10 protein-coding genes are annotated in these 15,107 nt (G+C 31.0%); 6 read left to right on the plus strand and 4 right to left on the minus strand.

All coding sequences use genetic code 11. The annotated features are described in order from the left end of the window. Nucleotides 1-89: 89 nt before the first annotated feature. The 4 genes from thrC to LPB302_RS10715 all read right to left on the minus strand — a co-directional run bounded on the left by thrC (nucleotide 90) and on the right by LPB302_RS10715 (nucleotide 6,626). Nucleotides 90-1,373 carry a threonine synthase gene (gene thrC / locus LPB302_RS10700; RefSeq protein ID WP_053973555.1) on the minus strand — a complete coding sequence of 428 codons (1,284 nt, stop codon included), beginning with the start codon at nucleotides 1,371-1,373 and terminating at the stop codon, nucleotides 90-92. Between the two features lies 1 nt (nucleotide 1,374). Then, the gene (locus tag LPB302_RS10705; RefSeq protein ID WP_053973554.1) at nucleotides 1,375-2,304 is read right to left on the minus strand and encodes a homoserine kinase; all 930 of its coding nucleotides are present in this window, start codon (nucleotides 2,302-2,304) and stop codon (nucleotides 1,375-1,377) included. A gap of 3 nt (nucleotides 2,305-2,307) precedes the next feature. Beyond that, nucleotides 2,308-4,746, minus strand: coding sequence for a bifunctional aspartate kinase/homoserine dehydrogenase I (gene thrA / locus LPB302_RS10710; protein ID WP_053973553.1), 2,439 nt, complete (start codon nucleotides 4,744-4,746; stop codon nucleotides 2,308-2,310). A gap of 317 nt (nucleotides 4,747-5,063) precedes the next feature. Further along, nucleotides 5,064-6,626 carry a hypothetical protein gene (locus LPB302_RS10715; RefSeq protein ID WP_053973552.1) on the minus strand — a complete coding sequence of 521 codons (1,563 nt, stop codon included), beginning with the start codon at nucleotides 6,624-6,626 and terminating at the stop codon, nucleotides 5,064-5,066. Between the two features lie 129 nt (nucleotides 6,627-6,755). On the opposite strand from LPB302_RS10715, the gene LPB302_RS10720 reads away from it, so the two are divergent. The 6 genes from LPB302_RS10720 (at nucleotide 6,756) to ilvC (ending at nucleotide 15,103) form a co-directional block, all read left to right on the plus strand. Continuing rightward, entirely contained in the window at nucleotides 6,756-7,931 is a 1,176-nt protein-coding gene (locus LPB302_RS10720; protein WP_053973551.1) for a 2-isopropylmalate synthase, read from the plus strand. Between the two features lie 12 nt (nucleotides 7,932-7,943). Further along, entirely contained in the window at nucleotides 7,944-9,065 is a 1,122-nt protein-coding gene (leuB, locus tag LPB302_RS10725; RefSeq protein ID WP_053973550.1) for a 3-isopropylmalate dehydrogenase, read from the plus strand. A gap of 325 nt (nucleotides 9,066-9,390) precedes the next feature. Next, entirely contained in the window at nucleotides 9,391-11,067 is a 1,677-nt protein-coding gene (gene ilvD, locus LPB302_RS10730) for a dihydroxy-acid dehydratase (protein ID WP_053973549.1), read from the plus strand. Between the two features lie 98 nt (nucleotides 11,068-11,165). Then, nucleotides 11,166-12,899 (plus strand): biosynthetic-type acetolactate synthase large subunit, encoded by a 1,734-nt coding sequence (ilvB, locus tag LPB302_RS10735; RefSeq protein WP_053973548.1) that lies wholly within the window; start codon nucleotides 11,166-11,168, stop codon nucleotides 12,897-12,899. An 89-nt stretch (nucleotides 12,900-12,988) separates the two neighbouring features. After that, entirely contained in the window at nucleotides 12,989-13,522 is a 534-nt protein-coding gene (gene ilvN / locus LPB302_RS10740; protein WP_053973547.1) for an acetolactate synthase small subunit, read from the plus strand. A gap of 108 nt (nucleotides 13,523-13,630) precedes the next feature. Then, the gene (gene ilvC / locus LPB302_RS10745; protein ID WP_053973546.1) at nucleotides 13,631-15,103 is read left to right on the plus strand and encodes a ketol-acid reductoisomerase; all 1,473 of its coding nucleotides are present in this window, start codon (nucleotides 13,631-13,633) and stop codon (nucleotides 15,101-15,103) included. Nucleotides 15,104-15,107 lie beyond the last annotated feature (4 nt).

The following is a 15,107-nucleotide window of genomic DNA, read 5'->3' on the forward strand; positions in this document are numbered from 1 at the left end:
TTCATAAATATATTCCTATAATTATGAACTGTGGAATTCTTCTTTTGATTTTTAGAAAAATCAATTATAATTCAAAACAAAGAAAATAACTATGCATTCAGATAGTTTTTCAAGTCTTCGTAAGAACTAATTTTTAATGCTACCTTTTCTTTATCAATCACTTTTTTAATTTGCTGAGGTATTTCAACTTTAACAGGTAACGTACCTTCTACAACATCTAAAAATTTAACAGGATGTGCAGTTTCTAAAAACACTCCAATTTCATTTTCTTTTAAACCATACTTTTCTAACCCTAAATAGCCAACAGCTCCATGAGGATCTGAAACATAACCAGAAATATCATAAATATCCTGCATCTTTTCACGAGTTTCATCATCAGAAAAAGAATAAGAAGAAAACGAATTTTTTAAAGTTTGTAGATCATTATTAAATAACTCTCTAATTCTAATAAAGTTACTAGGATTACCAACATCCATAGCATTAGAAATAGTTGCTTTAGATGGTTTTGGTTCGTAAACACCACTTTCTAAAAAGTTAGGTACAGTATCATTAACATTGGTAGAAGCCACAAAATGTTTAACTGGTAAACCCAATTTTTGAGCCATGATTCCTGCACAAATATTTCCAAAATTTCCACTTGGTACAGAAAAAACGATGTCTTTCTTTTTTTGATGAAGCTCTTTGTAAGCAAAGAAAAAATAGAACATCTGAGGCAACCATCTTGCAATATTTATAGAGTTTGCAGAGGTTAGTTTTCTTGCAATTTCATCATCTAAAAAAGCTGTTTTTACCATTTCTTGGCAATCGTCAAAAACACCATCAACCTCTAAAGCTGTAATATTTTTACCAAGTGTTGTGAGTTGCTTTTCTTGAATATCGCTCACTTTTCCTGAAGGATATAAAATAACAACGTTTACACCTTTGGCATCTAAAAAACCATTAGCAACAGCACCTCCTGTATCTCCAGAAGTGGCTACTAAAACTGTTACTTCCTCATCATTATTTGTATTAAAGTATTCTAAACATTGAGCCATAAATTTGGCACCAACATCTTTAAAAGCCATTGTTGGCCCATGAAAAAGCTCAAGAGAAGCAATATTATTATTGATTTCCACAATTGGAAAATCGAACGTTAATGTGTTTTTAATGATGTCTTTTAAAATGTCTTCTGGTATTTCATTACCCACAAATTGTTTAATCACCTTGAATGCAATTTCATGATTGGTGTAGTCAGAAATATTTTCGATAAATTCAGAAGATAGAGCTGTAATTTCATCAGGAAAATAAATACCTCTATCTTTTGCTAAGCCTTCTATAACTGCTTTTTTAAAACTAGTTTTAGGTGATTTATGATGTAAACTATAATACTGCATATTAGTTCGATTCTAAAATTTTAATTCCTTTATCATTAATTTTTGAGGTAAATAAAGTATACGCTATTCCTGTGTTTTTATAACTTTCGTTAATTGCTGAGTGTACTTTATTAGCATCTTCATCACCTTTACATAACGCAAATATAGTAGGTCCTGAACCTGAAATTCCTGCACCTAAAGCACCTGATTTTATAGCTGCATTTTTAACTTCATCAAAATGTGGAATTAGTTTTTTACGATAAGGTTCTACAATGATGTCAACCAAAGAATTGCTAATTAATTGATAATCTTCTCTATATAAACCACTAATTAAACCACCAACATTAGCCCATTGAGTAATGGCATCTTTTAAGTCTATTTTACTAGGTAAAACCGCTCTTGCATCTTTGGTTTTTACTTCAACTTGAGGATGAATAGCTACTAATTTCAATTCTTTTGGTACAGGTAATTTTATAATTTCTAAAGGTTCATAACTTCTAATTAAAACAAAACCACCATAAATTGCTGCAGCTACATTATCTGCAATTTGTGAACCACAAGCTACTTCTTCACCAAACATGGCAAATTTTACCAATTCTAAATTCGAGTAAATATTTCCTAATAATTGATTCGCACCAAAAGCAGCACCTGCAGCACTTGCAGCAGAACTACCTAATCCACTTCCAGGAGAATAACCTTTAGAAATAGTTAATGCAACTCCAAAATCTGCATTTGCTTCATTCAGCATTTTTTTAACCACAGCACTTGCAGCATTTTCATCTACATTGTAAGATAAATTTGCGCCAGTTATAGCAGTAATTTTTACTCCTTTTTCTGCTGTTTTTATAAATGTCATTTCATCACCAACAGTATCTACAGCAAACCCTAAAGAGTCGAAACCACAAGAAACATTGGCTACAGTTGCAGGAGAAAATAGTTTTAAATAGTTCATTTTTTATTGATTTGCTATTCGAATTACATCAGCAAAAATACCTGAAGCAGTAACATCTGCGCCTGCACCTGCACCTTTTATGATTAAAGGATTTTCTGGATATCTGTCTGTGAAAAATAATACAATATTATCACTTCCTTCTAAATTATAAAAAGGATGTTGAGCAGGAATTTCTTGTAAACCAACATTGGCTTTTCCGTTGATAAATTCAGCCACATATTTTAAACGTGAATTGTTTTTATGAGCCTTGGTAAATATTGATTGAAAGTGATTTTCATTCTTTTCTAATGATGCATAAAACGCTTCATTATTAGAAGTATTTAAACTCTCTTCAGGTAAAAAAGGATTGTTTTTGATATCATCCAATTCTAATTGATAACCACTTTCGCGTGCTAAAATTAAAATTTTTCTGGCCACATCAATCCCACTTAAATCAATTTTTGGATCTGGTTCTGTATAACCTTCTTTTTGTGCTTGTTGTACAATATTTTTAAAAGTAGAATTTGCATTAAAATTATTAAATACAAAATTTAAACTACCAGATAAAACAGCCTGAATTTTATGAATTCTATCTCCTGAATTCACTAAGTTTTTTAAAGTATCTATTATTGGTAAACCTGCACCAACATTAGTTTCAAACAAAAAGGATGCATTATATTTTTTAGATAGATTTTTTAGATTTTTATAGTTGTTGTATTCAGAAGCACAAGCAATTTTATTACAAGTTACGACAGAAATACTATCTCTTAAATAGTTTGCATAGACTTCAGATACACTTTTATTTGCTGTATTATCTATAAATACGCTATTTCTTAAGTTCAGTTTTTTAACATGATCATGAAAAGATGCTAAAGAAGTTTCTTGCCCATTAGCTAATAAATCTTTCCAGTTTTTTAGGTTGATTCCAGATTTATCAAAGTACATTTTTCTAGAGTTTGAAATACCAATAACTCTAATGTTTAACTTTAAGTTTTCTTTTAAGAACTTTTTTTGTTGATGAATTTGAGCTAAAACACGTTCACCTACATTTCCAACTCCTGTTACAAATAGATTAAGTTGTTTTGTGCGTTCTTCAAAAAACTCTTCATGCAAAGCGTTTAATGCTTTTTTTGCATCAAAACTATTTATTACAGCAGAAATGTTTTTTTCTGATGAGCCTTGAGCAATTGCTCTAACATTTACATTATTTCTACCTAAAGTGCTAAACATTTGACCACTTAAACCTTGATAGTTTTTCATGCTTTCTCCAACAACTGCAATAATTGCTAAATCGCTTTCTACACTAATAGGTTTTATTTTTTTTCTGTCTATTTCAATACTAAAATTTGCTTCTAATATCTCTTTTGCTTTTTGAGCATCAGCATCATAAATACCAACACAAATTGAGTGTTCTGAAGAGGCTTGTGTAATAAAAACTACGTTTATTTGGGCTAATGATAAAGCTTCAAATAATCGTTTAGAAAAACCAGGAATACCAATCATTCCTCCACCTTCTAATGTAATTAGGGTAATTTCATCTATATGAGAAATTCCTTTTACATCACTTTTACTTTGTGGATTTTTACAAATTAATGTTCCTTCATTTTCTGGCGAAAATGTATTCTTTATTTTAATAGGAATATCTTTTCTTAAAGCAGGTTGAATTGTTGGTGGGTACAAAACTTTTGCTCCAAAATGAGAAAGTTCCATAGCTTCTTCATAAGAAATTTCTGGAATTGGATGTGCTTGTTTTACCACACTTGGATTGGCTGTAAACATTCCAGAAACATCTGTCCATATTTGTAATTCAGATGCATTTAATGCAGCAGCATAAATAGCAGCAGAAAAATCAGAGCCTCCTCTTCCTAAAGTTGTTATTTCGTTCTCAGTATTCGAAGAAATAAAGCCTCCTAGAACAGTAACTTGATGTTTATTACTCTTGAAATAAGTGTGAATTAAATCATCTGTTTTATCAAAATTAACCTGAGCATTTAGATAAATATCGTTGGTAAGAATTAACTCTCTACTGTCTTTATGAGTTGCGTTTAAAATTTCTTTAGCTGCATTTGCAATGATATAAGATGATAGTCTTTCTCCAAAACTAGATACCTTTGCCAAAGTTTTATCAGACAATTCCTGTAAAAGAAAAACACCTTCATAAATCGCATTTAATTTGGTAAATAGATTTACAACAGTTTCAGTAACTTCTTTTGAATTACTTTGAATTAAGTCGTCTATAACCTTAAAATGTAAGCTTTTTATTCCTTCTAAAATTTCCTTTGCTTCCTTTATGTTTTCTAAAGCCTTATTTGCACCTGCTAATAAATTATTGGTTGTTTTGCCAAATGCAGAAACTACAACTGCTACTTTATCTTGTTTAGAAGTATTTGCTACAATGCTTAATACTTGTTTTATGTTTTCTGAATTTGCTACAGATGAGCCTCCAAATTTTAATACTTTCATTTTGTAATTTTAAGTATTTACTTTTATAATATCTTTTAACTGAATTGCTTTTTGCAATACATGGTAACCTGAAATAATATGAATAGAAATAAACCCCTAAAGGGTTGTAGTAGTTGTTGTAGAACGAGTTAAACCACTAAAAGTAGTTGCTACTAAAGTAGTAGTTAGAAGTTTTTGTGTATGTTTTTTAGATAAAATCACATCACAAAAATAGAAGTATTATTTATTCAAGGGTAATAGATTATCAATTATTTTCTAAAATTAGGCAATAAATGAATTGTTGATAAAATACAATATAAAATAAAATGAAAAATGTATTATTTATGTGTAAAATTTGCTTTTTCTTTAATAACTAAAGAAATAGGTTTGTTTTGTATTTTACTTTCTAACCAAGAAAGGATGTCTAAGTACAAGAATGCTCTTTTTTCATAAGGATGATCTTCATACACTTTAAGTTTAGCATGAATTTTCTTGAATTCATTTTTTATTTCATGAGGAAAAACATCACTCAAGTCTCTAATAGAAGTTAAAAATACTTTTTGAACTTCTTGTAAATTTTCCATTTTTAAAAGAAACTTATAGGTATCTACAAATTGTCTTTCTAAATCATAATCTAAACCACATTCATAATGTGCAATTAGGTTTAAAACCCTTGCAAAACATTGTAAATCTTCAGCTGAACTTAAATTTTTAGATTTGATTATTTTTTGCAAATAAGCAATACAAAGCTCATTTTTACCCATTCCAAAATACAAGCATGCAATTTTATAATAAAGCATTACAATGTAATGACTGTCTAATCTATTTTGATATTCTTCTAGTTTTTTATTGATAATTTCTACCAAATATTCACCTTCGGAAAAAGTAGCTTCTAAAAAGTGTAAGTGTAATTTATTAGCATATAAATACTGAAATATTAAGAGGTCTGTATTCATATTAGAAGGTATAACCTTCATATCTACATCTTCCTCAAAAGCTTTAAGTTCACTCTTAAAAGTAGATGCTTTTTTTACGAAGAAAGAAGCCTCTAATAAGTAATTAATACCTTTTAAATAAAAAACAGGATGTTGAGTTATGTACTTTTTGTCTGCCTTAAATAAAGAAACCCACTGACTTGCATATTTGTAGCTATGTAAAAAATCTTGTGTTAAGAAACTAAACCACAAATGACTTTTATAGAGCCATAATTTTTCTCTAAAACCAAAAGTTTCAAAGTTGTACTTAGGTAATTTGCTATAAAAATATTGATTGATGAATTCTAGTTCTTCGTTATTTTTAACATAACCATTTTGTAGCAAGTGGCTGTATAATTGTAATGATAAATTAGATAGCTTACTAGCTACAACATTCTGTTGGCTCAACGTTTTTGCTTGCACAGAAAGCTGATCTGCTCTATTGCTTAAACTTCTAGTTATATATTGTGTTTCTATTACTTTTTCTAGTTCAACAATTTCGTAAGCAATATTTTTTTCTTCATTATCTAGAGCTAAGTTTTTAGCTTTATCTAACAGCTTTAAACTTTGTTTGTACAATCCTTTTTGATATAAAACTGTTGCAAAATCTAGCTGCTCTCGAATTTGAATTCTAATATTTTTATGAGCAGGATTTAAGCGTAAACTGATTAAAATTTGTTTGTACAAATGAGCTTTTAAGTTCGATAATTGTTGCTTAGAAACAATACCGCTTTTTATGATTTCCTTTTCATCATAGGCTTTTAATTTTTCTAAAAACTTAAAAAGAGAGAAAAATTTGGCATCAACATTTCCACCTAATCTACCCACATACAAGTTAAATTGTCTTTTCTCAGATTTGGTTAAAGACTTAATTAAAACGAAAAGAGCATCATTTTGTTGGCTGACTGATGTAAGCTTTTTAATCATAAAAAATTGATAATTAAATACTTATGTTTTTATATAGGATATTAGAAATCGTACAAAGTGGTAAAAGTAACTAAATATTTTAATCTCATTAAATACTTTTGATTAAATATAAAGTCAATTTTTTTAATTATGCAAAACAATCAAGTTCAAATATTTGATACAACTTTAAGAGATGGAGAGCAAGTTCCTGGTTGTAAGTTAGACACTACCCAAAAGTTAGTTATTGCAGAAAGGTTAGACTTGTTAGGAGTAAATGTTATAGAAGCAGGTTTTCCTGTTTCAAGCCCTGGAGATTTTAAATCGGTTTCAGAAATTGCAAAAATTGTAAAAAATGCTACAGTTTGTGGTTTAACAAGAGCTGTAGAAAATGATATAAAAGTAGCTGCAGAAGCTTTAAAATTTGCAAAATACCCAAGAATTCATACAGGTATTGGTACTAGTGATTCACATATCAAATATAAATTCAACTCAACAAGAGATAAAGTTATAGAGAGAGCTATTAAAGCAGTTGCTTACTCTAAAACTTTTGTTGAAGATGTAGAGTTTTATGCAGAAGATGCAGGTAGAACAGACAATGAGTTCCTAGCAAAAGTGTGTGAAGAAGTTATAAAAGCAGGAGCTACAGTTTTAAATATACCAGATACAACTGGGTATTGTTTGCCAGAAGAATATGGTGCAAAAATGAAATACCTTAGAGAAAATGTAAAAGGAATAGAAAATGTTACACTTTCTTGTCATTGTCATAATGATTTAGGTTTGGCAACAGCAAATTCAATTGCTGGTGTAATAAATGGAGCTCGTCAAATTGAGTGTACAATTAATGGAATAGGAGAAAGAGCTGGTAATACAGCTTTAGAAGAAGTGGTTATGATTTTAAATCAACACCCATATTTAAATTTAGAAACCAGTATTAATACAAAACTATTGTATGATACAAGTATTATGGTTCGTGAAAAAATGGGAATGCCAGTACAACCTAACAAAGCAATAGTGGGCGCAAATGCATTTGCTCATAGTTCAGGTATACATCAAGATGGAGTAATTAAAAATAGGGAAACTTACGAAATTATGGATCCTGAAGATGTAGGTGTTACAGAAAGCGCTATTGTTTTAACAGCAAGAAGTGGTAGAGCAGCCTTAGCTTACAGAGCTAAAAAAGTAGGTTATGAGCTAACAAAAATACAGTTAGATGAAGCTTACAAAGCCTTTTTAGAAATGGCAGATCAGCAAAAAGAAATAAAAGATGAAGACATACATGTCATCATGAAAAAAGTTAGTAATTTAGAGAAGTCAGCTATTGCATAAAATACTAGTGATATGAAATTTAATATAGCAGTAATTCCAGGAGATGGTGTAGGGCCAGAAGTTGTAGAACAAGCCAAAAAAGCTTTAGATGCAGTTGCTGAAGCTTACAACCATATTTTTATTTATAAAGAAGCACAATTAGGTGCAAATGCAATAGATGCTACAGGTGGTCCACTGCCAAAAGAAACTATTGAAATTTGTAAAAGTGCAGATGCTATATTATTTGGTGCAGTTGGAGATCCTAAATATGATAATGATCCATCAGCAAAAATTCGTCCAGAACAAGGCTTGTTAAATTTAAGAAGAGAACTAGACCTATATTGTAATGTTAGGCCTGTAAAAGCTTACGATAATTTAATTTCTAACTCTCCTTTAAAAAGAGAAGTAATTAAAAATTCTGATTTTGTAATTTACAGAGAATTAACAGGTGGAATTTATTTTGGCGAAAAAACGCTTAGTGAAGACAAACAAACTGCACATGATGTTTCTTCTTATACAGTAAAAGAAATTTCAAGAGTAACACATTTAGCATTTCAAGCAGCGCAAAAACGTAAGAAAAAACTAACCTTGGTAGATAAAGCCAATGTTTTAGAAACTTCGCGTTTATGGAGAAAAACCGTTTCAGAAATAGCTAAAGAGTATAAAGATGTAGAATTAGAATATCTTTTTGTAGACAATGCAGCTATGAAAATGATTTTAAACCCAACACATTTTGATGTTATCTTAACAGAAAACCTTTTTGGAGATATGATTTCAGATGTTGCAAGTTCACTTTGTGGCTCAATTGGTTTGTTGGCATCATCGTCAATTGGTGCAGAAAATGGCTTGTTTGAACCAATTCACGGTTCTTATTCTCAAGCAAAGGGCAAAGACATTGCAAATCCTTTAGCATCAATTTTATCAGCAGCTATGTTATTACAATATTTAGGCTTGCATGAAGAAGCAGATGCTATAGAAAGAGCAGTAGATAAATCTTTGGCTTTAGGTATCACTACTCAAGATATCAAAAGAAAAATGCAAAAATCTACAACCACTTCTAAAGTTGGTGATTTTGTTGCAGATTATATTACCAATCAAGATGATAGTAATATGAACTTCAGAAACATTCACATGGGTCAAAGTACTATTATTTAGAAGCTATTTCCAGCTTTCAGCACTCGCTTTTTTTTGATTCTGAAATAAATTCAGTATCAAAAAAAGAGCTCAAACAAATGCCTCAATCTGGGCTAAACTTATTTGTGAGCCAAATTTAGTTTTTAAAATATCAAATTCACTTTAAAATAAAGATTTCTTTGTAAATATTACAACTACTGAATATCATATTAAAATGTATTTAAAGTGTTGATTTACAGTCATAAAGATATTTATTATTTACCCTGAATTTAAACGAAGTCATTATAATATTAATAACAAAATAACTGAATAATAATATTTTTGTTAATAAAGAAACAATTCGTAAATGGAATTAAATAAACACAGCAAAAGATTAACGCAAGACGAATCTCAACCAGCTTCACAAGCCATGTTGTATGCAGTTGGTTTATCAGAAGAAGATATGAGCAAAGCTCAAGTGGGTATTGCAAGTACAGGTTATGATGGTAATCCTTGTAATATGCATTTAAACAACTTAGCTGCAGAAGTTAAGGTAGAGAGTAAAATTGCAGGTTTGGTTGGTTTAGGTTTTAATACAATTGGAGTTTCAGATGGTATTTCTATGGGAACTTCAGGTATGAATTATTCTTTAGCATCAAGAGATATTATTGCAGATTCTATAGAAACTGTGATGAACGCTCAGAGTTATGATGCGTTGGTTTCTGTTGTAGGTTGTGATAAAAATATGCCAGGTGCAGTTATTGCAATGTTACGTTTAAACAGACCATCAATTATGATGTATGGAGGTACAATTGCCTCTGGTAATTATAAAGGTAAAAAATTAAACATTGTTTCTGCTTTTGAAGCTTTAGGTCAAAAAGTTGCTGGCGAAATTGATGAGAATGAATACAAGGAAATTATAAAAAGAGCAATTCCAGGAGCAGGTGCTTGTGGAGGTATGTATACAGCAAATACAATGGCTTCTGCAATAGAATGTATGGGTTTTGCTTTGCCTTATAATTCGTCTATTCCTGCAGAAAATCCAAATAAATTATCTGAAGCAGAAAGAACTGCCTTAGCAATCAAAAACTTATTAGAGTTAGATTTAAAACCATTAGATATCATTTCTAAAAAATCATTAGAAAACGCTGTGGCTTTGGTAAATGCTTTAGGAGGTTCTACAAATGCTGTTTTACACTTTTTAGCAATTGCACATGCAGCAGAAATAGATTTTACTTTAGAAGATTTTCAAACAGTTTCAGACAGAACTCCTTTAATTGCAGATTTAAAACCATCAGGTAAATACTTAATGGAAGATGTTCATGGAGTTGGAGGTACACCTGCAATTATGAAGTATTTATTAGATAATGGCTATTTACATGGAGATTGTTTAACTGTTACAGGTAAAACGTTGGCAGAAAATTTAGCTGATGTAAAAGCAATGGAGTTTGAAGATCAAGATGTTATTTATCCAAAAGATAAAGCCTTAAAAACATCAGGAAATATTCAAATTATTTACGGAAATCTAGCTACTGAAGGTGCTGTTGCTAAAATTTCTGGAAACGAAGGTTTATTATTTGAAGGTAAAGCTGTGGTTTACGATGGTGAACAAGCAGCAAATACTGGTATTTCAAATGGAGAAGTAGAAAAAGGAGATGTTGTTGTCATTAGATATGTGGGTCCTAAAGGTGGTCCAGGAATGCCAGAAATGTTGAAGCCAACATCATTAATTATGGGTGCAGGTTTAGGTAAATCTGTAGCATTAATAACAGATGGTCGTTTTTCAGGAGGTACTCATGGTTTTGTTGTTGGGCATATTACTCCAGAAGCACAATCTGGAGGAGCAATAGGTTTGTTAGAAACTGGCGATAAAATTAAAATAAGTGCAGAAGATAACTCTATTAATGTACTTATTTCTGATGAAGAATTAGCAAAAAGAAAAGCAAATTGGGTAGCACCTGCACTAAAACATAAAAAGGGAATTTTATACAAATATGCGAAATCTGTAGCCTCTGCATCTAAAGGATGTGTTACTGATTTATAAAGAAAATATAGATAAAAGAATAAAGAGAAAAGAAAAGAGAAAGATTAGAAAATCTTCATACTTGCGTCTTTTTTCTCTATTCTAAAAAGAGAAAAGATATGGAAACACAAACCATAAAATCACAAGGTAAAACTAATAAAGCTACAGAACGTATTTCTGGTAGTGAGGCTATTGTTAGATGCTTAATCGAAGAAGGTGTTGATATTTTGTACGGATATCCAGGAGGTGCAATTATGCCTGTCTATGATGAGTTGTATAAATATCAAGGAAAAATACATCATGTTTTAACACGTCATGAGCAAGGAGCAACGCATTCTGCACAAGGTTATGCACGTATTTCTGGAAAAGTTGGTGTGGCTATAGCTACATCTGGTCCTGGAGCTACAAATTTAATTACAGGTATTGCAGATGCTCAGATAGATTCTACACCTATGGTTTGTATTACAGGTCAAGTAGCTTCTCATTTATTAGGTAGTGATGCTTTTCAAGAAACAGACATTGTAGGTATTTCTACGCCAGTAACAAAATGGAATTGCCAAATTACAAAGGCTGAAGACATTCCAATAGTTATGGCAAAAGCATTTTACATTGCTAAAAGTGGAAGACCAGGACCTGTTTTGGTAGATATTACAAAAGACGCACAGTTTGAGGAGTTTGATTTTGCCTATGAGAAATGTACGCATGTTAGAAGTTATAATCCTGTGCCTACAACAGATATTATAAAAGTTAAAGAAGCTGCAGACCTTATAAATGCAGCGAAAAAACCATTAATTGTTTGGGGTCAAGGAGTAATTTTAGGAAAAGCTGAAGAAGAGTTTAAAGCAGTTGTAGAAAAATCAGGTATACCTGCTGCTTGGACTATTTTAGGTGCTTCTGCAATACCAACTTCTCACCCTTTAAATGTAGGTATGGTTGGTATGCATGGAAATTATGCTCCAAATGTTTTAACCAATGAGTGTGATCTTTTAATTGCAATAGGAATGCGTTTTGATGATAGAGTTACAGGTAGCTTATCTACATACGCAAAACAAGCAAAAGTAATTCACTTTGAAATAGATCCTGCAGAGATTGATAAAAATGTAAAATCTGATGTTGCAGTTTTAGGTGATGCAAAAAAGAGTTTAGAAGAATTATTACCATTTTTAGAAGAAAAAAGTCATACAGATTGGCATCAGAAGTTTAAAGACTTATATCAAATAGAATACGACAAAGTAATTAAGAACGATTTATATCCTACAAAAGAAGGCCTAACTATGGCTGAAGTTTTAAAGGAAATAAATATTAAAAGTGAAGGTAAAGCTGCAATTGTTACAGATGTTGGTCAACATCAAATGATTGCATGTAGATATGCAGATTTTAATGTCTCTAAAAGTAACATTACTTCTGGAGGTTTAGGAACCATGGGCTTTGGTTTGCCAGCAGCAATTGGTGCAAAAATGGCAGCTCCAGATCGTGAAGTGGTTTCTATTTCTGGAGATGGAGGATACCAAATGACAATTCAAGAATTAGGTACCATTTTTCAGCAAAAAGCAGCTGTAAAGGTAGTGGTTTTGAACAACGATTTTTTAGGTATGGTTCGTCAATGGCAACAATTGTTTTTCGATAAAAGATATGCATCAACAGAAATGGTAAATCCGAATTTTGTTGCAATTGCTGAGGGATATTACATTAAAGCAAGAAAGGTTACAAAACGTGAAGAATTAGCTGAAGCAGTTGCAGAAATGATGCAAAGTAAAGAAGCTTATTTCTTAGAGGTTTGTGTAGAAAAAGAAGATAATGTTTTTCCAATGATACCAACAGGAGCAAGTGTTTCTGATATAAGGTTGGAGTAAAATAAGAGTATAGAATAAAGAACACAGAGTAGAGAAGAAAGAGAAAAGTTTGTTAACTATTATTTACACCTTTCTAATATCTTAAAAATATGAGTACAGAAGATAAACAGTTATATACAGTATCTATTTACACAGAAAACAATATTGGATTGTTGAATAGAATTTCTGCAATTTTTCAGAGAAGACACATCAATATAGAAAGTTTAAATACATCTCCATCAGAAATAGAAGGCGTTTCTAAATTTACCATTGTTGTAAATATTGATGAGGTAAATATTAAGAAAATTATAGGTCAAATAGAGAAACAAGTAGAAGTAATTAAGGCTTATTATCACAATTTAGATCAGATTATTTATCAAATTTCTGGATTGTTTAAAATTAAGTCTGAATTACTGTTTGAAGAGCCTCAAATACAGAATATCATCAAAGAGAGTAATGCTAGAATTGTAACTGTAAATAAAGCTTTTTTTATCCTAGAAAAATCAGGTAGAAAAGAAGAGATTGTACAAATGTACAATCAACTAAGTAAATTCGGAATTATGCAATACACGCGTTCAGGATTAATTGCAGTTACCAAAGAAGAGATGAAAATATCATCATTATTAGAATCATACAACAACTAAAAATAAATACTAGAATACAGAAAATTGAAAAATGGAATAAAGAAAAATTTTTAAGTCTTTGTTCTTTTCTCTTGATTCTATCTCTGGTTAAAAATTAAAAACAAGAAAATGTCAAATTATTTTAACACATTAACATTAAGACAAAAATTAGAGCAATTAGGTCAATGTCGTTTTATGGACGCTTCAGAATTTGAAGAAGGTGTAACTGCTTTAAAAGGAAAAAAGATTGTTATTGTGGGCTGTGGAGCACAAGGTTTAAATCAAGGTTTAAACATGAGAGAATCTGGTTTAGATATCGCTTATACCTTAAGACAAGCAGCAATTGATCAGAAAAGAGAATCGTACACAAATGCCATTTCTAACAATTTTGAAGTTGGTACATATGAAGAGTTGTTGCCAACTGCAGATTTAGTAATTAACTTAACTCCAGATAAGCAACACACAAATGTTGTAAAAGCAGTAATGCCTTTAATGAAAAAAGGAGCAACTTTATCTTATTCTCATGGTTTTAATGTTGTTGAAGAAGGCATGCAAATTCGTGAGGATTTAACAGTAATTATGGTCGCACCAAAATCTCCAGGTTCTGAAGTTAGAGAAGAATATAAAAGAGGCTTTGGAGTGCCAACATTAATTGCTGTGCATCCAGAGAATGATCCTGAACAAAAAGGTTGGGCTCAAGCAAAGGCGTATGCAGTTGCAACAGGTGGTCATAAAGCAGGAGTTTTAGAATCTTCTTTTGTGGCAGAAGTAAAGTCAGATTTAATGGGTGAGCAAACCATTTTATGTGGATTGTTACAGACAGGTGCAATTTTATCTTTTGATAAAATGGTAGAAGAAGGTATAGATGCAGGTTATGCAGCCAAGTTAATTCAATATGGTTGGGAAACTGTAACTGAAGCTTTAAAACATGGTGGAATCACAAATATGATGGATCGTTTATCCAATCCAGCAAAAGTTGAAGCCTTTAGATTATCAGAAGAATTAAAAGACATTATGCGTCCATTATTTCAAAAACATATGGATGATATTATGACTGGTCATTTCTCTAAAACAATGATGGAAGATTGGGCTAATGATGATGTAAACTTATTAAAATGGAGAGCAGCTACAGGTGAGACTGCCTTTGAAAAACAGCAAATTACAGATCAAGAAATTTCAGAACAAGAATATTTTGATCATGGAACTTTATTAGTTGCCTTTGTAAGATCAGGTGTAGAATTGGCTTTTGAAGCAATGACAGAATCAGGCATTATAGATGCATCAGCATATTATGAGTCTTTGCATGAAACTCCATTAATTGCAAATACAATTGCAAGAATGAAGTTGGCAGAAATGAATCGTGTAATTTCTGATACTGCAGAGTATGGTTGTTACTTATTTGATCATGCATGTAAACCGTTATTAACAGATTTCATGAAAACTGTATCTACAAATGTTATTGGTAAATCTTTTAGTGATGAAAATGGAGTAGATAATCAAGAGCTAATTAAAATCAATAAAATTATAAGAAATCATCCTGTAGAGATTGTTGGAGAGCAATTAAGAGCTTCTATGACAGCTATGAAGGTGATTAAATCATAAATTT

This window comes from Polaribacter dokdonensis (assembly GCF_024362345.1).
GTDB classification, from domain to species: domain Bacteria; phylum Bacteroidota; class Bacteroidia; order Flavobacteriales; family Flavobacteriaceae; genus Polaribacter; species Polaribacter dokdonensis.